22 protein-coding genes are annotated in these 18,113 nt (G+C 42.7%); 12 read left to right on the forward strand and 10 right to left on the reverse strand.

The window, feature by feature from the left end:
* Positions 1-13: 13 nt before the first annotated feature.
* The 4 genes from ACIFOD_RS15290 to ACIFOD_RS15305 all read right to left on the reverse strand — a co-directional run bounded on the left by ACIFOD_RS15290 (position 14) and on the right by ACIFOD_RS15305 (position 2,661).
* Positions 14-649, reverse strand: a complete 636-nt coding sequence (locus ACIFOD_RS15290; protein WP_430315328.1) for an FMN-dependent NADH-azoreductase — start codon at positions 647-649, stop codon at positions 14-16.
* A 144-nt stretch (positions 650-793) separates the two neighbouring features.
* Positions 794-937 (reverse strand): hypothetical protein, encoded by a 144-nt coding sequence (locus tag ACIFOD_RS15295; protein WP_181778147.1) that lies wholly within the window; start codon positions 935-937, stop codon positions 794-796.
* 114 nt (positions 938-1,051) lie between these two features.
* Positions 1,052-1,597 (reverse strand): DUF3189 family protein, encoded by a 546-nt coding sequence (locus ACIFOD_RS15300; RefSeq protein ID WP_430315329.1) that lies wholly within the window; start codon positions 1,595-1,597, stop codon positions 1,052-1,054.
* A gap of 125 nt (positions 1,598-1,722) precedes the next feature.
* Entirely contained in the window at positions 1,723-2,661 is a 939-nt protein-coding gene (locus tag ACIFOD_RS15305) for a DMT family transporter (RefSeq protein WP_430315330.1), read from the reverse strand.
* Between the two features lie 146 nt (positions 2,662-2,807).
* Between ACIFOD_RS15305 and ACIFOD_RS15310 the strand changes: the two genes are divergently transcribed.
* From ACIFOD_RS15310 to ACIFOD_RS15320, 3 genes are all read left to right on the forward strand, one after another.
* Entirely contained in the window at positions 2,808-3,128 is a 321-nt protein-coding gene (locus ACIFOD_RS15310) for a hypothetical protein (protein ID WP_430315331.1), read from the forward strand.
* A gap of 92 nt (positions 3,129-3,220) precedes the next feature.
* Positions 3,221-3,559 (forward strand): ASCH domain-containing protein, encoded by a 339-nt coding sequence (locus tag ACIFOD_RS15315; RefSeq protein ID WP_430315332.1) that lies wholly within the window; start codon positions 3,221-3,223, stop codon positions 3,557-3,559.
* A gap of 10 nt (positions 3,560-3,569) precedes the next feature.
* Positions 3,570-4,016: a hypothetical protein gene (locus ACIFOD_RS15320; RefSeq protein ID WP_430315333.1), complete on the forward strand. Its 447-nt coding sequence runs from the start codon at positions 3,570-3,572 to the stop codon at positions 4,014-4,016.
* Between the two features lie 103 nt (positions 4,017-4,119).
* Here the strand turns inward: ACIFOD_RS15320 and ACIFOD_RS15325 are convergent, their stop codons facing one another.
* On the reverse strand, positions 4,120-4,485 hold the full coding sequence (locus ACIFOD_RS15325; RefSeq protein ID WP_430315334.1) for a YbaN family protein: 366 nt from the start codon (positions 4,483-4,485) through the stop codon (positions 4,120-4,122).
* A gap of 146 nt (positions 4,486-4,631) precedes the next feature.
* Positions 4,632-5,045, reverse strand: a complete 414-nt coding sequence (locus tag ACIFOD_RS15330; protein WP_430315335.1) for an ion channel — start codon at positions 5,043-5,045, stop codon at positions 4,632-4,634.
* A gap of 157 nt (positions 5,046-5,202) precedes the next feature.
* Here ACIFOD_RS15330 and ACIFOD_RS15335 point away from each other — a divergent pair, with 157 nt between their 5' ends.
* Together ACIFOD_RS15335 and ACIFOD_RS15340 are read left to right on the forward strand one after the other, a co-directional pair.
* A complete protein-coding gene (locus ACIFOD_RS15335; protein WP_430315336.1) occupies positions 5,203-6,786 on the forward strand; it encodes an ATP-binding protein in 1,584 nt (527 codons plus the stop codon).
* A 12-nt stretch (positions 6,787-6,798) separates the two neighbouring features.
* Positions 6,799-7,491, forward strand: coding sequence for a response regulator (locus ACIFOD_RS15340; RefSeq protein WP_430315337.1), 693 nt, complete (start codon positions 6,799-6,801; stop codon positions 7,489-7,491).
* 44 nt (positions 7,492-7,535) lie between these two features.
* Here ACIFOD_RS15340 and ACIFOD_RS15345 read toward each other — a convergent pair whose 3' ends face one another.
* From ACIFOD_RS15345 to ACIFOD_RS15355, 3 genes are read right to left on the reverse strand one after another with little or no spacing between them, the layout of a single operon-like run.
* A complete protein-coding gene (locus tag ACIFOD_RS15345; protein ID WP_430315338.1) occupies positions 7,536-9,050 on the reverse strand; it encodes a tripartite tricarboxylate transporter permease in 1,515 nt (504 codons plus the stop codon).
* A 12-nt stretch (positions 9,051-9,062) separates the two neighbouring features.
* Positions 9,063-9,521, reverse strand: coding sequence for a tripartite tricarboxylate transporter TctB family protein (locus ACIFOD_RS15350; protein WP_430315339.1), 459 nt, complete (start codon positions 9,519-9,521; stop codon positions 9,063-9,065).
* A 56-nt stretch (positions 9,522-9,577) separates the two neighbouring features.
* A complete protein-coding gene (locus tag ACIFOD_RS15355; RefSeq protein WP_430315477.1) occupies positions 9,578-10,585 on the reverse strand; it encodes a tripartite tricarboxylate transporter substrate binding protein in 1,008 nt (335 codons plus the stop codon).
* A 254-nt stretch (positions 10,586-10,839) separates the two neighbouring features.
* Between ACIFOD_RS15355 and ACIFOD_RS15360 the strand changes: the two genes are divergently transcribed.
* From ACIFOD_RS15360 to ACIFOD_RS15370, 3 genes are all read left to right on the forward strand, one after another.
* Positions 10,840-11,091 carry a hypothetical protein gene (locus tag ACIFOD_RS15360; protein WP_430315340.1) on the forward strand — a complete coding sequence of 84 codons (252 nt, stop codon included), beginning with the start codon at positions 10,840-10,842 and terminating at the stop codon, positions 11,089-11,091.
* Positions 11,092-11,313: 222 nt separating this feature from the next.
* Positions 11,314-12,039, forward strand: coding sequence for a TerC family protein (locus ACIFOD_RS15365; protein ID WP_397552549.1), 726 nt, complete (start codon positions 11,314-11,316; stop codon positions 12,037-12,039).
* Positions 12,040-12,138: 99 nt separating this feature from the next.
* Complete coding sequence (locus ACIFOD_RS15370; protein WP_430315341.1) at positions 12,139-12,843, forward strand: DUF421 domain-containing protein; 705 nt, start codon at positions 12,139-12,141, stop codon at positions 12,841-12,843.
* A gap of 33 nt (positions 12,844-12,876) precedes the next feature.
* On the opposite strand, the gene ACIFOD_RS15375 is transcribed toward ACIFOD_RS15370, so the two are convergent.
* Entirely contained in the window at positions 12,877-13,926 is a 1,050-nt protein-coding gene (locus ACIFOD_RS15375; RefSeq protein ID WP_430315342.1) for an NAD(P)/FAD-dependent oxidoreductase, read from the reverse strand.
* A 190-nt stretch (positions 13,927-14,116) separates the two neighbouring features.
* Between ACIFOD_RS15375 and ACIFOD_RS15380 the strand changes: the two genes are divergently transcribed.
* From ACIFOD_RS15380 to ACIFOD_RS15395, 4 genes are all read left to right on the forward strand, one after another.
* On the forward strand, positions 14,117-14,962 hold the full coding sequence (locus ACIFOD_RS15380) for an ABC transporter ATP-binding protein (RefSeq protein ID WP_430315343.1): 846 nt from the start codon (positions 14,117-14,119) through the stop codon (positions 14,960-14,962).
* Positions 14,913-15,842 (forward strand): ABC transporter substrate-binding protein, encoded by a 930-nt coding sequence (locus tag ACIFOD_RS15385; protein WP_430315344.1) that lies wholly within the window; start codon positions 14,913-14,915, stop codon positions 15,840-15,842. The genes ACIFOD_RS15380 and ACIFOD_RS15385 overlap by 50 nt, the downstream gene beginning before the upstream one ends.
* A 69-nt stretch (positions 15,843-15,911) precedes the next feature.
* Entirely contained in the window at positions 15,912-16,916 is a 1,005-nt protein-coding gene (locus ACIFOD_RS15390; RefSeq protein WP_430315345.1) for a FecCD family ABC transporter permease, read from the forward strand.
* On the forward strand, positions 16,916-17,923 hold the full coding sequence (locus ACIFOD_RS15395; protein WP_430315346.1) for a FecCD family ABC transporter permease: 1,008 nt from the start codon (positions 16,916-16,918) through the stop codon (positions 17,921-17,923). Before ACIFOD_RS15390 ends, ACIFOD_RS15395 begins: the two co-directional genes overlap by 1 nt.
* Positions 17,924-18,113 lie beyond the last annotated feature (190 nt).

The raw sequence follows: 18,113 nt of genomic DNA on the forward strand, positions 1-18,113 counted from the left end.
TCTTCTTAGTTGTTTAAAATGTATGAGCAGCATCCTTCGCTCTGGCAATGGCATTCTCTTTGATCTCCTGGGCTTTATCAGGCATGGCCGCATGCCCTTCCACAAATACACCCTCGAAGGAAGGTACACCGAAAAACTGCATGATGATGTCCAGGTAACGATGCCCCATTTCCATGCCGGCTGCAGGGCCCTCTGAGTAAATGCCTCCACGTGCCTGAATATGGATAGCTTTCTTATCTGTCAGTAATCCGACCGGTCCCTGCTCTGTATACTTAAACGACTTACCGGCAACTGCTACAGAGTCAATATACGCTTTCATCACCGGTGGGAAGGAGAAGTTCCATAATGGTGTAACGAACACATATTTGTCAGCAGAAATAAACTGTTCTGATAATTCATTGAGACGATTCACTTTCGACTTTTCTTCCGATGAAAGATCCTCAAACCCTTTTCCCGTTTGTAGCTTCCCCCATCCACTAAATACATCAGCGTCAATATGGGGAATATGTTCACGGTATAGATCAATGTGAACCACTTCATCGTCAGGATTCACTTCTTTATATGAATCCATAAATGCTTTCGCCACCGCCATGCTATACGATTGAGTATCATCATGGGGATGTGCCGTAATATATAATACTTGTGCCATTCTTCATCCATCCTTCACTCATATTTTCCGCTGTATTATTTTGTGAAAAAAAGATGGAATTATCCAAGGTTAGGCGTTCTCAAAAAAAAAAAAGAATGCTGTCTGATAGACAACATCCGATTGATCAAAGGTTTTAGTCGTTTCTTACTCTTCCTCTCCGGAAGCTTCAAAAGGGTTTCCCCCGATATTCTTTCTCATTTCGTCTGTTAGTTCAAATGGAGTGTTCTCTTGTGCTTCCCCTGTTGCGAAATGGTGACTGCCATCATAGTGAAATGGTTTACCTTCCAATGTTGACACCTCCGTTTTTACTGTAGTATTACCTTTATGTATGGTTCTATCCGATTCGTCCTGAACTTCTACAAAACAAACCTTTTACCTAGTATTATTTACTTATTATAATATTTATTTAATCCAGAAGATATGTTTTTTTCCAATTTTATATTGATATTTTCCATTTTCCAACACAACTACCTGCTCATGGGAAGCTTTGGCCATTTGTTTCGTTTCCTCAACGAGATGATAGATGAGATTGTGGCATTGCTGAGCCCCTTTCACGAGAAGAGGAACACCTATCCAATCGATTCCAAGCTCCCTGGACAGGAACCCCCCGGCTGTCATGAGGGGAGGAACAGTCGGCGAGGTGTTGGAAATGATGATTTTCTCCCTTTCTCCATATCTTCTAAGCAGGATGGTACTCAAATCTGTTAGTGCTGGTACGACAAACTTTGATGATCTCCTTCCTATCGTATACACGGGGTTATTCTTTTCGTCCATCCCGCGAAAAAGGATTTGTCCGGCCTCTTTTTTCGTCAGCTGGTTAAAGTAAGGAATATTGAGGATGACGTTCTTAGTTAATGGGCTGTTTGAAGGCTTTAGAATATGCAGGTGATATGCTGCTGCGAGAGACGTTGTATGAGTCCCACCAAAGTCATTGTATATGTAAATCATCGAACCACCCCATCGGAGATTACTTTTCCTTCAGTATGGGCAGAAAGAAAGAGGACTATCCGCCATGCCATTTGCAGGTAGCTTTATATTCCATTATGTCTACCGTATAAAAAAAACAGAGACATCTACATCTGATGTCTCTGTTTTTCTTTTAAGAATCTCTTTTGTTTTCTTCTGATGACGATCTCTTCAAGCGTACCGGATCCGCATACTACTCCAAACACGATGAACACCAATCCTATCAGGTGATAAATCGTCACGGTTTCATTAAGAAAAATGGCTGCTCCTACGAGGGAGAAAAAGGTATTGAGATTCAGGAAAATCGATGTTTCAGCGGCTCCAATTTTACCGATTGAATGGTTGTAAATCATGTGCCCTACTGCCGTAGCTAAAATGGCAGAAGCAAAGAATAGAAGCCAAATCGAGCTTGAGGCATTTCCTAACTCCTTCAGTGCTCCCGGCTCTGTCACCAGACTAATGGCAAATAAGACAATGGATCCGAACACCATCATATAACCCGTAAGTAATCGGGGGTCCAGAGTTTTGGCTGCCCGACTGATGATAATGAAGCTTAAGGCCTGAGAAAAAATGGAGATAAAGATAAACAGATCCCCGGTCTTAAGTCCGCCTAATCCCTCTCCGCCTGACAACACAATGATCGCAACCCCGACACTCCCTGACAGAAACCCGATGATTTTAATCACTGTAGGCCGGTTTCGCAGGATGATGGTTGCCATTAAAGCAGTCAACAACGGACCGGTTCCCAATATGAGACCACCGTTTGTCGACGACGTGCCTGTTAAACCAACCGATAAGAAGTAATGATGACTGACCACATTCAACAAGCCACCAGAGATAATGAACAAGAACTCTTTAGCCGTTGGTTTTCTTATTTTCCTCATGATACCAAGAACGATAAATACCGTAATCCCTGCCGTAAAAATGCGAAGGGATGTAATCGTTACCGGCGTAAATTCACTCACCAAAACCTTTAATGCAGGAACATTAAAGCCCCAAATCAACATGATGAACACAAGTATCAAATACGTTTGCCACTTTTTCACTTCTCCCTGAGGCCTTCTTTCTGTATTTAGTATTCCCCCATCATAGCACCAGGTGACGTTCCCTGCCAGAAAATTAATTCGATTCGTGAAACAATTTTATAGTTTAAAACGTTACACAGATATGAGAGATGAGGAGGTATATATTAATGAGAAACTATTGTAATGGAGTTATGATTGGAATCCTTTCACTTTCATTTCTTTTCGGATGTTCTAATTCCGAAGAAGCGAAAGAGAATACCCGGGCCATCACACTTGAGGAATTTAACGGTGTGACAAAAGGGATGGAACTAGAAGAAGCCATTGAACTAATTGGCGGAGAAGGAAAAATAATGGGTGAGAGCGGAAAAAAAGGAACCCCTTCCTACCAAATCGATATGGTGTGGGACGGTGAAACTGGTAACTCATTCGGACAGATTTCCTTTCAGAATAACAAAATGATGACGAAGATGGAGAAAGGGTTGCGGTAGGGCTTCCTTCTAAGTTAAGGCTGAATTTTTGTAATCGATCATCCTCCTTAACCCGGACTATGCTATAGTAAAGGTCGAAAGGGGTTTTTAAAATGACAAATCAACAACTGCCGCCAAAAACGTGTACGATCGACCGTTTGGTTACTAAATCTGAGGACGTTGAGAAAGTGCTTAAGGGGGAGAAAACGGCGACCCGCAGAAACGGACGATACGCTGATATTGGAGAAATCATGGAGCTTCAAGGAAAGAAATACATAGTAGAAAGCGTCTACTCCCAATCACTAGGCGAGCTGACAGATGATAATGCCAAGCAGGAAGGGTTTAATACTGTTGAGGAATATAAAGAAGCCATCCTCTCTTATCACCCAGGCATGCCATGGCACCCGAGCATGAAAGTATGGGTGCACGAATTCACATTAGTGAACGAATAGAGTACGACGGATGGAGTATTTATTATACAGAACGCTCATCTATCTACATGTGATCAGCGTCGTGGCCTCCATCGGCCCATTTTTCATACTATTGCCGATAATGAAAAAATTACGGACCGCTTCTGAGTCCGTGCTTCCTTCGTACTTGGACACGTTCCGCTTCACGGTCCGACTTTCCAAGCATGCGGGACACGTGCTCGTCGGAACAGGAATTCTCCTGGTTCTGCTCGGACCTTGGAAGTGGAGTACACCGTGGATCATCATGACCCTTGTCATTATGTTCTGCTCCCTGTTCTTTCTCGCAAGAGCGTTCTCACCGACACTACGGAAGTTTGCAGAGAAGGACGCCGACCGGGAATGGCTGGTCGGGAAATTGAATCGGACTGTTTGGATTTATCTAATCCTTCTGTTGGCTATGCTGTGGTTTATGGTCGTGAAGCCGAATTTGGGGATGTAATGGAGTTGACTCATAGCGTGTACCAGGTACAATGGATGTCATTTGTACCTGGTACACGCTGTTTTTGAGGATAAATTAACTAGTCACCATGACCCCATCACCATCAATCCCCCCTAACTGCTACAGTCCTTATCTTAAAAATAAAATAGTAATACTTATACACAATGATCAAACCCAGGATCACCTTTACCATCAAACTATCCGATAAAATCAGCGGTATGAGAATCATGATGTCAGAAAAAATTAGCAGCGTAACCTTCTGGCGCAGTGTCATGGATCGATGACGAATAAAACCCTCTAAATGCTTGTTATATACACTGGTTCCTTTAAACCAGACCTCAAATCGTTCGGATCCCCTTACAAAGAAAAAGGATGATAACAATAGTAATGGTGTCGTTGGTATTAGAGGCAGCACGATGCCTACAACCCCTATTCCCATAAATAGCAAACCTAATAATATATAAATCATTTTCTTAATTTTGTTTATTACGGCCACTCCTTCTTTACCCTTCATTCCCTCTCTATTCTATTCATGATAAAAGAAGCTGGCAAGGAACAAAAAAAGAATCTGACTCTGGTGGAGTATACGCTCACACCATTATCAGATCCCCTCTTCTATTCATTCTCCCTATTCTCTTTTCCCTTCGACTCCAATACCTTCATAAAATAGGCCGTCGGAAGCAACAATCCTATGGCTGCCTCAAGCAATGCAAAGAATCGGATGTGGCCTGTCGGGATATAATCTCCGTACCCGACGGACAGGATCGTCACCCCGCTATAATAGAGATAATTGAGAAACGTATGCTCTACCGGCTTGCCACTGGGTGAACTGACACGAAGCATCGGATTCTCAAACGACAGGACATAATAGAGTACAGCAAATGCGATCATGATACTGAAAAGTACGAAAAACAGCTTATAAAAAAGCGTTGTACTAAAATAACTGTATTTGAAATGCTTATCCTTAAAGAAATAGATTAAGTTTACCAGGATGAAAATGATGGCTCCGATTGTAACGATGCTTGCCAAAACGTTGTTAATCCTCCTCTTTCTTGTACTATGTTTCATATACCACGTGTTGTATGTTTAAAACTCATCTATAGTAGATTCTCATCTCCCCTTGTACAAACCCATCAACTCTTTTATTCTAGTAATAATAGAATTTTCCGAAAAGAAGGAACCTGAAATGAAAAAGTTCTCACTTCAATCTAAGATTATCGTTATTGTATTAGCACTTCTTTCGATTTTGATTTTATCCCTGTCGATTATTTTCTTTAGAATGTTATCTGATACGCTGACGGATTTGAAAGGAAAGCAAGCCTTGGCGGTGGCACAGTCTGTATCCAAGATGCCTGCTGTTATCGAAGCCTTTAAGACGAATCAGCCAGAAGAGATCATCCAGCCTCTGGTAGAAGATATTCGAAAAGAAACAGGGGCCACCTTTATTGTGGTCGGCAATAGAGACTCTGTTCGCTATTCTCACCCCATGCCTCAACGGCTCGGGAAGAAGATGGTCGGCGGGGATAATGAAAGAGCATTGATACAGGGTGAGTCCTATGTTTCTCACGCCACCGGTTCATTAGGACCGTCTGTCAGAGGAAAAGTTCCGATCAAAAACACCCAAAATGAAATTATAGGAGTCGTGTCCGTTGGTTTTCTTGAAGACAATATCCACGACATCGTCATTCCGTACCGTACAAAGGTATTGTTTCTAGTTGCCGTCATCCTATTAATCGGCATCATCGGCTCCTTTTTTATTGGGAAAGGGATCAAAAAGGCGATTTTCGGTTTAGAGCCTGCTGAAATTGCCATGCAGTTCAAGGAAAAGCGGGCCATCATCGAATCGGTCCGGGAAGGAATCATTGCAATCGATCAACATGGATCGATTACTGAAATAAATGCTAGAGCTCACAGTATCCTGGCTCTTGATCATCAATCCTCCAATAGGGGAAGACACATTCTAGAAGTCATTCCCGATACGAAAATGATGGATGTATTGGAAACGCGAGAAAGCCGGCTCGATGATGAGATTTCATTAAATCATCATGACCTCATCGTCAACAGGCTCCCTATTTTTGAAGAGGATGAAATCGTCGGGGTGGTAGCCAGCTTCAGAAGAAAAGATGAAATCGATCAGCTCACGAAAGAACTGTCCCAGGTTCAAGAGTATGCAGGTATATTGCGCTCACAGACCCATGAATACAGAAACAAACTGAATACGATTGCAGGTCTCATTCAACTTCATCATCATGAAGAGGCGTTAGCCCTCATACAGGAGGAATCCTCTGGATATGAAGACTTAATTCAATTTCTATTGAAAGCGGTTCCTGACCCTGTCCTGGCAGGCCTGATCATTGGAAAATATAATCGTTCTCAAGAGTTGAAGGTCTCGTTCTCGATTCATCCTGATAGCTCAATTACAACACCACTTATAGATGTACAGCAGGAAAAATTGATTACCATCATTGGGAACATTCTTGATAACGCCTTTGAAGAGGTCTTATCCCAGCCACTACACAACAGGTGGGTTCAATTGTTTCTGACTGATTTAGGTGATGATTTTATTTTTGAAATAGAAGACAGTGGTGCAGGAATCCAGGATATAGACTCAATTTTTGAAAGGGGCTATTCTACAAAAGCCGGTAAAGACAGGGGCATCGGTCTTCATCTGGTGCAAAGAAGTGTGGAGCATCTGAACGGGTACATAACAGTAGAAGATAGTGAGCTTGGGGGCGCATGGTTTACGATTAGTATTCCAAAGCAACATTAGGGGGAGAAAGTATTGCGTAAGTGGAACGTATTCATTATAGAAGATGATATTCAAACAGCTGAAATCAACAGCCAGTACATCGCTCAAATGGAAAGATTTCAGGTAGGCGGGATTGCCACTACCATTGCAGAAGCAAAAAACGTCTTACCTGTTGTTAATCCTGATTTAATCTTACTTGACGTCTACTTTCCTGATGGAACCGGCAGTGAGTTTCTATGGGAGATCAGAAAACATTACCGCAGCACAGATGTCATCCTCGTAACAGCAGCAAAGGAAACCGAGCATATCTCCAATGCCATCCGTGGCGGGGCATTCGATTATATACTGAAACCCATTATCTTTAACCGATTTCAGGATACTTTATTAAAATATCAACAGTATAAAGAGAGAATGAATGATTCTCAAGTAGAAAATCAACATGAAGTAGACACTTTATTTAATAGAAAGAAAAGTACGAGTAACATTCAAACCGTCCAACTACCCCCGAAAGGGATCGATACGATTACATTGGAATCCATACTCAAAAGGATAGGAACACATCACAGCCTGGGCTATACGGCTGAGGAAATGGCAGGGGAAGTCGGCGTGACCCGTACAACGGCCAGGCGCTATCTGGAGTATCTTGTTTCCCAAAAGAAAATCAAAGTGGAACTTACCTATGGAGGTGTCGGGAGACCTCAGAGAAAATATTTCTTTCAAGAATAAGAGAAAAGCAGTGAGGCATTGAGGCTTCACTGCTTTTCTATTGATCACGCTTCTTTCTTCAGATCCTGACTTTCCGTGGCCTTCCCTCTTCTCGTAAATCCTAAAATGGTAGGGAGCACAAGTGAAAGGAATGAAACGATCAGCAATCCGATGGTGATATTACTTTGAAAAAACACACTGTAAGATCCGTTTGAGATCGTCATCGCCTGTCTGAAGGATTGCTCCATCATCCCCCCCAATATAAACGCCAGAATAAATGGCGGCGCAGGGAATTTGAACATTTTCAACAAATAGCCTAACACACCAAATCCTACAAGCAAGTAAAGATGGAACGTGTTGAAGCTGACTGCGTATACCCCTATTAAACAGAACACGATGATCAATGCGATCAACAGCTGCTTCGGAATATATAAGATTTTTGCTAGTACCGGGATGAGCGGTAAGTTAAGTACCAATAGAAATAGATTTCCGATATACATACTTGCAATGACTCCCCAGAATACGTCCGGGTGATCCTGAAGCATCAATGGCCCCGGCTGCACTCCTACAACAAGTAAAGCACCCAATAGTACAGCAGTGGTTCCAGAACCTGGTATCCCTAATGTTAACAAGGGAACGAATGCCCCGCTTGTCGCAGCATTATTGGAGGTTTCAGGAGCGGCCAGTCCCTTGATATTCCCTTTTCCAAAAGAAGATGGATCTTTGGATAAACGTTTCTCTGAAATATAGGAAAGGAATGAAGCGATCGTTGCCCCTGCTCCAGGCAGGACTCCCAATATAAAACCAAGGACGGAATGACGGCCAATCGGTCCTGCCATCTCCTTTAATTCCTGCTTCTCAAGCTTTAAACTGCCAACAGCACTCTTCCCTTTCAACGTATTTTCATTCCGTGAGATAATTAACTGACAAACCTCGGAAAGTGCAAATAATCCTAATGCAATGATCAGAAAGTCGATCCCCTCTAATAAACCCTCGTTCCCGAATGTGAAACGCTGTGTACCTGTTTGCTGATCAATACCGACAGTTGCGATGATCAATCCAATCGTCGCCGAGATCAGTGCTTTATTGGTGGACCCTTCAGATAAACTCGATATCGCTGTCAGCCCCAGAAGCATTAGAGCGAAATATTCAGTAGGGCCAAACGTAATGGCAAGCTTAGCCATATAAGGAGCGACCAGCATAAGTGCCACCACACTTATTGTTCCACCCGCAAAAGACGAAATGGCGGCTATGGCAAGTGCTTTACCTGCCTTCCCCTGCTTTGCCATGGGATATCCGTCAAATGCTGTCGCCACTGTCCCTGAAATACCAGGGGCATTTAATAGGATCGAAGAAGTAGAGCCGCCAAACACGGCACCGTAATAAACCCCTGCCATCAGGATCAAGGCAGAAGCAGGTGACATCCCATAACTAAGGGGAATCATGATCGCAATGGCGCTGATCGGACCCAATCCAGGCAGCATCCCGATAATTGTACCAGCCAATACCCCAATAAATGCGAAAAATAAGTTTTCCGGTGTGAAAGCTACTTGAAATCCATATAATATACTTTCAATCATGCCCGTCACCTCCTAAAAGGGTAGAATCCCCTGTGGTAATGTAATGTTAAGTAAATAGTTAAATGAATAATACATGATGCCTGAAAAAAGAAAGGCCACTAATACCGTTGTGAGTTTCTTTTTGAATCCCAATACAAACGGGATTACTAACAAAAATAGAATAGTGGATAATAGAAATCCTATCGGTTCCAATAAAAAAATATATACGAGCAGTGCTCCTAATACCGATAAAAGAATGATGACATCTTCTTTTTTTACATAACGTCTTTTCTTATCTTCTTCTGTATCATCCTTCGCCTGGAAGAACAAAACAACCGCTAAAATAATGAGCAGGAATCCAAGCCCTTTTGGAAGGACATCGCTATCGATAATGGCGTATGGAAATGCAGGAAGCTGAAAGCTGAGAGCTAAATAGACCCCGGCAAAAACTAGTAAAAGTATTGAGATGATTCGATCTGGTTTTGTTCTCATGTGATTCACTCCTAATCTTGAAAAGGAAGGAGCAGATGTTTCTGCTCCAGACCTCATTATTTTTTCAACCCGATTTCCTCCATTAATGTTTCAATTTCTTTGTATTCTTCATCTAGGAAGGAACTGAACTCTTCTGAAGACATGTAGTTGTCCGTCCAGCCAAACTTGTCCCGCATTTCCTTCCACTGATCCGTTTCGATCATGTCTTTAAACGCTTTCTCATAATAAGCAACGGCATCGGGATCCATGTCCTTTGGGCCTAAGAATCCACGCCACACAACAAATTCATCATCAATCCCTTGTTCTTTTAACGTCGGGAACTCTGATACCGTATCTCCTTTCAAACGTTCTGGAGCTGTAATCGCCAGAACCTTCACCTTGCCTGCACGGGCTTGTTCAGAAGCTTCCGCAAGGCCCGTCGAGTACACATCCACTTTTCCTCCCAGGAGCATGCTCATTCCAGATCCGTCTTGAGCGGAAACATATTTCAGCTTTTTAACGTCCACCCCTGCTGCCTTAACCGCCTTTACGAACTGCATATGATCCATGCTTCCCGGTGAAGAAACCCCTACAATGGATACTGATGTCGGATCCTTTTTTAATGCATCGACAAGATCATTCATCGTATCGTAAGGTGAATCCGCGTCTACAACAAAGGCTGCATAGTCAGCGATCACCCCGGCTATAGGTGTGAAGTCTTTGTGAGACAGTGTGGACTGTCCATTAAGGGGAACAAAGAAGATCGGTGGAGACGTGACGAACATCGTGTGGTTATCTCCTTTTTTACTATCAATATATGACCAGCCGACAGAGCCCCCGCCACCTGGTTTATTAACTACAGCCATGCGCTCTTCAATGATCTTCTGTTCTTCCATTACCTTTGAAACGGTCCTGGCCGTCGTATCCCAACCTCCGCCGGCACCTGCTGGAGCCACGACTTCAATTGGTTTAGACGGACTCCATTCCCCATCACTCTCAGAATTACTTGCAGAATTCGACCCTCCGCATGCAGTGGTGACAACTAGTAAACTTGATAAAATAATAGCCATGATACCTGTTTTCATTTTCATCAACATTTCCCCCTTTAAATATTATTGGTAACGCTTCCATTATAGAAAATTCAGAAATTTAATAAAATAAATCGTAAATAAACGGCAAAAGGAACTTTGTGGGTATATTGTTTATAAAGTTCACGGAGTTGACTTCTGTCTTATTTTATCAGCTAAAACTAATTAAACCCTTTCGAAAAATCCACATATGATAAAGCAACTTCTTTATATTGAGAAAGGTGAGAGCATTGTTTAATCAACCATTCAGTATGTACAGACCGATACACGGAGGCGGAGGGCATGCCACTTGGGGACACGGAACAAGTTGGAACCACGGAGGAAATTGGAATCACGGAGGCAACTGGGGTTATCATCCAGGATTCGCTGCAGGAACGGTTACTGGATTGGCCGTAGGGGCTGCTGCTTCACCGGGTCCTTATCCTGTACCGGTTCCGGCTTATCCTTATCCTTACCCCTACCCGTACCCTTACCCCTATCCACCTCCCTACCCGCAATCTTAATAAATGATAAATGTCAAAACCGAAAGCCCCATCTCAAAGTATGAGAGATGGGGCTTTTTCTTTCATGATAGGGGTACTGATCCTTCATTGATTAAATAGTACTAGTACAAATTGGAAATATTTATCTTAGAAATAATAGCGGTTCAATATTCTATCAATTGTGGTACTATAGATTAGTTAGTGTTTCGTTCATAGTTTAGTAGAATCAAGGAGGAACTGAATATGGATTTATTATTTCCACTTGGACTTGCCATCTCATCCGGAGCCATCATTGCACTATTAAAAATCATTGCAATTGATATCATACTGTCCGGGGATAACGCGATTGTCATCGCTATGGCAACGAGAGGGTTACCGAAAGAACATCAAAACAGAGCGATTTTCTGGGGAACAGCAGGAGCTGTTATTCTGCGCATTTTCTTTGCTGCCATTATTGTTTACTTACTAAAAATTCCTTATGTTCATCTGATCGGTGGGGTCCTTCTTTTATGGATCGCCTACAAAGTACTTGTAGAAGGAGAAGAAGAAGCCAATATTAAATCTCACACCGGCCTTAGACAAGCGATCACGACCATCATTATCGCAGATGCCGTCATGAGCCTTGATAATGTGGTGGCCGTTGCGGGTGCAGCACATGGACATATGGGTATGATTGCCCTGGGCGTATTCATCTCGATTCCGATCATGATATTCGGATCAAAGGCGATTGTTAGAGTACTTGAAAAATATCGATGGATTGCCTATCTGGGTGCAGGAATTCTAGCATTTACAGCAGGTGAAATGATTGTGAGAGACGAGAAATTCTTACATTTACTTAATATCCATCATGGTCCTGTTACGTATTTGATCACAATCGGTCTTACGGTTGGGGTTTTACTCATTGGATACTTAGTAAATAAGAAATCTGTTTCACCCCACAATAAAAACGTTGAACAATATAATGCTTAATTCCAAAAGATGCTTACATTTGTAGGCATCTTTTTTGTTTTGTGAAGGAATCTATTGGAGATACTATATGGCAGTTGATAGAAGTGAGGACGTGTTCGTTTGGATTTCTTTATGAGTCAGGAATCGTTGACTTCCCTGGAATGGATTTTACGCGCTATTTTTGGCTTTATGTTCCTAATTGTCATAGCTAAATTAATGGGGCAACGATCCATTTCACAGTTAAGGTTCCTTGATTTTGTTATGGCCCTCTTAATAGGGAACATCATGGCTCACCCATTATCGGACGAAGGACTGGGATTGAAAGGCTCCATGCTCACCATGGGTACATTGGTGGCTCTCTATCTGATTGGGGTATACCTCAGTCTGCACTCAACCTTCATACGAAAAATACTTGACCCCTCCCCCATTCCATTGATCGATAATGGGGAAATCCTATATAAAAATCTCAAAAAAGCACGAGTACCCTTAGACAGCCTTTTGTCTGAATTAAGAAAGCAGCAGACCGAAGAAGTTGAGAATGTGGCGTTGGCCCTGTGGGAAACCGGCGGAGAAATCTCCATATTTCTCAAACCACAATACCAGGCTGTGACTCAAAAGGACCTATCCCTGTCTCCAAAGGGGTTCGATCTCCCCATGCCTATTATTGAAGATCGAAAAATCAATCAATCTCTATTACTGAAACTTGAAAAGGATGAACACTGGCTACATGATCAGCTAAAGACCTCTTACAATGTCACTGTGTATGAGGTATTACTGGCCACGGTCGATAAACAAGGGCATATTAAGATCTATTTGTATAAATAAAGCTCTCTCCGGATGTGGAGAGAGCTTTATTTTTCATTTCATCATCTGCCTGACCAGTTCTTTATTTCTCTTCTTGAATACTTCGTTATGGGAAGAGACCATGGCGACTTTATTTGCTTCAGGTTGAATGAATTGCTTCGCTTTATTGACTGCGTTGGCAGCGTCGTGGAATGCTCCTGCAATCAAGTTCACCTTTCCGTCGTGTTTCAAGATGTCACCCGCTGCGTAAAGACCTTCGATCGATGATTCGCTGGTTGTCGTACCGGCTATGTAATACTGGTCGATCATGTCGATATTCAATGAACTATTTTTAAGCAGAGAAGTATCTATTTCATACCCATGATTAATGATTACTTCATCAATGGGTAAATAGGAAACCTCTCCTGTCTGATGATTGGTCAGTTGCACCTTTTCAATGGATTCGTGATCGACGGCTGCAATCAGCTTGGTAATCGATGTGTTGAGCAGGCAGGAGGCCGAGCTATTCATGAGCTGGGCACATTGAGCTTCGTGACCGTTCAATGCTTCCTTTCGATAGGCAACATACACTTTCTTCGCTACGGGTTCTAATTCATTTGCCCAATCGATGGCTGAGTTACCCCCACCTGATATGATGACCGTCTTATCTTTAAATCTTTTTAATGATTTGACTGTGTAGTTTAAATTAGAAACTTCAAATCGTTCTGCCCCTTCGATATCAAGCTTTTGAGGGTTGATGATTCCGCTTCCCACTGCAGTGATGACGGTTTTCGAGTAGTGTTTTTCCCCTGATGAACCCTCTAATATAAAGATACCTTCTTCATTACGTGTAATGGATTCAACTTTTTCGTTCAACACGACAGTCGGATCGAACGTCAATCCTTGTTGAACAAGCTGCTCAATTAATTTCGCCCCGGGAATCGGAGTGAGTCCCCCTAAATCCCAAATCATTTTCTCAGGATACACATGTATCTTTCCACCTAATGATGGTTGAAACTCGATGATCTTTGTTTTCATTTCTCTAAGTCCACTATAGAAAGCTGAGTAAAGTCCCGCTGGACCTCCCCCAATGACTGTCACATCAAATAGTTCATGATTATCCATTTCCGTCCACTCCTTGAGTAACCAAGATATAATTGATTATCATTCTCAATTACATCCTACATCTTTATTAATGCTTTGACAATATAAATTTCTATTGACATTAGTAAAAAAGGATTATAGTATTTAAATTGCTCAAGATTGAGAATAATTATCATTATCACTTTACTAATCTATAAACGGAGGTCTTAAAATGGTCCGCCTCTATACAAACGAATTAAACATTGGCTACGGTGAACGCCTCATCGTAAAAAACTTAAGTGTGGACATCCCTGATAAAAAAATCACAACGATTATAGGTTCGAATGGTTGTGGAAAATCAACTTTACTGAAAGCGATTACCCGTATCATCCCCCATCACTCCGGTAACGTCCTGTTAGATGGTGAAAACATTTCGAAAGGAAACACAAAGGAATTAGCGAAGAAGATGGCGATTCTTCCTCAAACCCCCGAAAGTGCCAGTGGACTGACGGTTGGGGAATTGGTTTCATATGGTCGTTTCCCTCATCAAAAAGGAATGGGCCGTATGTCAAAGAAAGATTATGACGTCATCAATTGGGCTCTTGAGGTGACGGGGACCCTGGAGTTTAAGCACAGGGAAGTCGATGCCTTATCAGGCGGTCAAAGACAACGCGTCTGGATTGCCATGGCTCTCGCACAGGAAACAGATATCATCTTCCTCGATGAACCGACTACATATTTAGATATGGCTCACCAGCTGGAAGTACTGGAACTTCTACAGAAGCTGAATAGAGAACAGGAACGCACCATTGTGATGGTCCTCCATGATCTAAATCAAGCTGCTCGATTTGCCGACTACATCGTTGCTTTAAAAGAAGGAGAAATCGTGAAAGCCGGAAATTGTGAGGAAGTCATCACACATGAGGTCCTGAAAAAAGTATTTCAAATCGATGCTGAGATCGGTAGAGATCCTCGAACAAACAAGCCAATGTGTTACACATATAATCTACTAAAAGGAGAAGATCAACATGAAGAAATGGCTCATCCCGTTTACTCTGCTGTTAGTGCTGCTCGTTAGTGCCTGCGGTAACAGCTCTACGAAAGAAGAAGGCTCGGATTCAAAAGAAAAGGAAAGCAAATCTTCTGATACCATCACCTATCAATCAGAAAATGGACCGGTTGAAGTACCGGCAGATCCACAGCGTGTAGTCGTACTGTCCTCATTTGCCGGGAACGTCATGGCGTTGGATGTGAATGTTGTAGGTGTCGACTCATGGTCAAAAATGAATCCTCGTTGGGATAAGGAATTAAAAGATGTGGAAGAAGTAACCGACGAAAGCTTGGAGAAAATCATAGAGCTTGACCCTGATCTAATCATCGGCCTATCCAATATTAAAAATGTCGATAAGTTAAATGAGATTGCCCCTACTGTTACATACACTTATGGAAAAGTAGACTATTTAACGCAGCACATCGAAATTGGTAAACTACTAAATAAAGAAAAAGAAGCTACAGAATGGGTGGATGACTTCAAGAAGCGTGCCCAGACTGCAGGAGAAGACATCAAAGCGAAAATTGGGGAAGATACAACCGTTTCCGTTATTGAAAGCTTCAATAAGCAATTATACGTATATGGAAACAACTGGGGCCGCGGTACCGAGATCCTTTATCAGGAAATGGACCTGAAGATGCCTAAAAAAGTAAAAGAACAAGCGTTGGAACCTGGATATTTCGCTCTTTCAACAGAGGTAATGCCTGAGTATGCCGGAGATTATCTGATTATAAGCAAAGATCCGAAAGCAGATAACTCATTTATGGAAACAGAAACATACAAAAACATTCCTGCTGTTAAGAACAACCAAGTATATGAAGTGAACATGATGGAATTCTACTTTAATGATCCATTAACACTGGATTACCAGTTGGATTTCTTCAAAGAGAAATTTCTAGGCAACTAATTTGTAAAGGGGATTCTTATCACAAGAATTCCCTTTCTTTCTACTCCAATAAAGAAAAGATGATTGATTATGAAAACTCAAAATCAGCGAATTCCATTTTTTTATAAATTTTTCGGGGCCACCTTCTTATTTGTTGCTGCTTTTCTTATATCTGTGGTGTATGGGGCTGCAGAGACAACGGTGAAGGACGTATGGCTTGCACTGACTCCTGCCGGTGACGGGAATAAGGTAACCATCCTGCGGGAGATCCGCTTCCCTAGAGAAGTTGCCGCCATTGTTGTTGGAGCTTCTTTAGCCGTATCGGGAGCCATCATGCAGGGCATGACGCGAAATCCCCTTGCAGACCCGGGGTTACTTGGATTGACAGCAGGAGCAAACGCAGCATTAGCCGTTGCTCTTGCCTTTTCTTCTTCCATCAGCTACTACGGCATTATGATTGCTTGCTTCATCGGCTCTGCTGTAGGGGCATTGTTGGTATTCGGCATCAGCTCAATGAAACGGGGCGGCTTCTCTCCCTTTAGAATTGTATTGGCCGGTGCTGCCGTTTCCGCCTTTTTATTTGCCATTTCTGAAGGAATCGGTCTCTATTTTAAACTTTCCAAAGATGTGTCGATGTGGACGGCCGGTGGAATGATCGGGACAACGTGGAATCAGCTTCAAGTGATTGTTCCATTTATTTTAATCGGTATCGTGGTTTCAATCTTTTTATCCAGACAACTAACCATACTAAGTTTAAACGAGGAAGTTGCCGTCGGATTGGGTCAACGTACGGCTTTTGTGAAAACGATCCTGTTTATCGTGATCGTTCTACTTGCAGGCGCTGCCGTTGCCCTTGTCGGGAATATGGTATTCATCGGCTTGATGATCCCTCATATTGTACGGGCTGTGGTGGGGACAGATTACCGCTTGATCATCCCTATCTCCACCCTGTTTGGAGCAACATTCATGCTGCTCGCCGATACGCTCGGCCGAACAATCAACGCCCCTTACGAAACACCTGTGGCAGCGATCGTCGCGATGATGGGCTTACCTTTCTTCCTATTTATCGTGCATAAAGGAGGGAAAGGCTTCTGATGATACATCCGGATTTGATTAAAAAACAACGTTTACTTCTTATTGGACTACTAATCCTTATCGCAGCAACAACATTTATTAGTATTGGACTGGGCTATTCTTCTGTTTCATATGATCGTCTACTCCCTACTGTTTTAGGTGAAGGGTCATTTAAAGAAGAATTCATCCTATTTTCCATTCGTTTACCAAGAATCATCATTACGATTTTGGCGGGGATGGCCCTGGCGCTTTCCGGTTCCATTTTACAAAGTATCACACGTAATGACTTAGCTGATCCGGGTATCATTGGAATCAATTCCGGGGCAGGGGTTTCCATTGCCATCTTCTTTTTATTTTTCCCGATAGACGCCGGTTCATTTGCGTATCTGCTGCCAGTTGTGGCTTTCGCAGGTGCTCTTCTTACAGCCTGCTTCATCTATATGTTTTCGTATAGTAAGCGTAATGGGATTCAGCCTGTCAGATTAGTCTTAGTAGGGGTCGGATTCTCCATGGCACTGTCGGGGCTCATGATCATTCTCATCTCAAGTGCTGAACGGGCAAAAGTGGATTTCATTGCCATGTGGCTTGCAGGGAATATCTGGGGCTCAGACTGGCCGTTTATCTGGGCTATTCTCCCCTGGTTGGTGATTCTGATTCCGTTTGCAATCTATAAATCTCAGATGCTGAATCTTCTGGGATTAAGTGAACCTGTCTCTGTCGGCGTAGGAGTTTCCATCAATCGTGAACGTTTCATCATGCTGATGGTAGCTGTTGCCCTAGCCGCATCAGCTGTTTCCGTCACAGGTGGAATTGCCTTTATCGGATTAATGGCCCCCCATATCGCCAAAGCATTGGTCGGACCACGCAATCAAATGTTCATCCCGATTGCCATACTGCTTGGCGGATGGATACTATTACTCGCTGACACAGTCGGTCGTAATATCCTGGAACCCGATGGCATTCCAGCAGGGATCATGATCGCTTTGATCGGGGCTCCTTACTTTATGTATTTGTTGTTGAAAAAATAAGTGGGGAGAGACTTTGGGGACGGACCTTGGTGTATGATATTTTTTAGAGGAATGTGATAGGAACGGGCTTTTGTGTGTTGGAGGAGATGCGTATAGGTCCGTCCCTCTCTGCCATATAATTGATCATAATTTTCATTAAAAAGGACTGGTCCACACAAAGTGGATCAGTCCTTTTCCCCTACTGCCTCAA

This window comes from Rossellomorea sp. NRS-1567 (assembly GCF_050467885.1).
Lineage (GTDB): Bacteria > Bacillota > Bacilli > Bacillales > Bacillaceae_B > Rossellomorea > Rossellomorea aquimaris_C.

Coding starts and splice junctions, on each gene's coding strand:
- ACIFOD_RS15290 (WP_430315328.1), bottom strand. CDS start 649: ATGGCACAAGTATTATATATTACGGCACATCCCCATGATGATACTCAA.
- ACIFOD_RS15300 (WP_430315329.1), bottom strand. CDS start 1,597: ATGATTTACATATACAATGACTTTGGTGGGACTCATACAACGTCTCTC.
- ACIFOD_RS15310 (WP_430315331.1), top strand. CDS start 2,808: ATGAGAAACTATTGTAATGGAGTTATGATTGGAATCCTTTCACTTTCA.
- ACIFOD_RS15315 (WP_430315332.1), top strand. CDS start 3,221: ATGACAAATCAACAACTGCCGCCAAAAACGTGTACGATCGACCGTTTG.
- ACIFOD_RS15320 (WP_430315333.1), top strand. CDS start 3,570: ATGGAGTATTTATTATACAGAACGCTCATCTATCTACATGTGATCAGC.
- ACIFOD_RS15325 (WP_430315334.1), bottom strand. CDS start 4,485: ATGATTTATATATTATTAGGTTTGCTATTTATGGGAATAGGGGTTGTA.
- ACIFOD_RS15335 (WP_430315336.1), top strand. CDS start 5,203: ATGAAAAAGTTCTCACTTCAATCTAAGATTATCGTTATTGTATTAGCA.
- ACIFOD_RS15345 (WP_430315338.1), bottom strand. CDS start 9,050: ATGATTGAAAGTATATTATATGGATTTCAAGTAGCTTTCACACCGGAA.
- ACIFOD_RS15350 (WP_430315339.1), bottom strand. CDS start 9,521: ATGAGAACAAAACCAGATCGAATCATCTCAATACTTTTACTAGTTTTT.
- ACIFOD_RS15355 (WP_430315477.1), bottom strand. CDS start 10,585: ATGAAAACAGGTATCATGGCTATTATTTTATCAAGTTTACTAGTTGTC.
- ACIFOD_RS15360 (WP_430315340.1), top strand. CDS start 10,840: ATGTACAGACCGATACACGGAGGCGGAGGGCATGCCACTTGGGGACAC.
- ACIFOD_RS15365 (WP_397552549.1), top strand. CDS start 11,314: ATGGATTTATTATTTCCACTTGGACTTGCCATCTCATCCGGAGCCATC.
- ACIFOD_RS15375 (WP_430315342.1), bottom strand. CDS start 13,926: ATGGATAATCATGAACTATTTGATGTGACAGTCATTGGGGGAGGTCCA.
- ACIFOD_RS15380 (WP_430315343.1), top strand. CDS start 14,117: ATGGTCCGCCTCTATACAAACGAATTAAACATTGGCTACGGTGAACGC.
- ACIFOD_RS15385 (WP_430315344.1), top strand. CDS start 14,913: ATGAAGAAATGGCTCATCCCGTTTACTCTGCTGTTAGTGCTGCTCGTT.
- ACIFOD_RS15390 (WP_430315345.1), top strand. CDS start 15,912: ATGAAAACTCAAAATCAGCGAATTCCATTTTTTTATAAATTTTTCGGG.
- ACIFOD_RS15395 (WP_430315346.1), top strand. CDS start 16,916: ATGATACATCCGGATTTGATTAAAAAACAACGTTTACTTCTTATTGGA.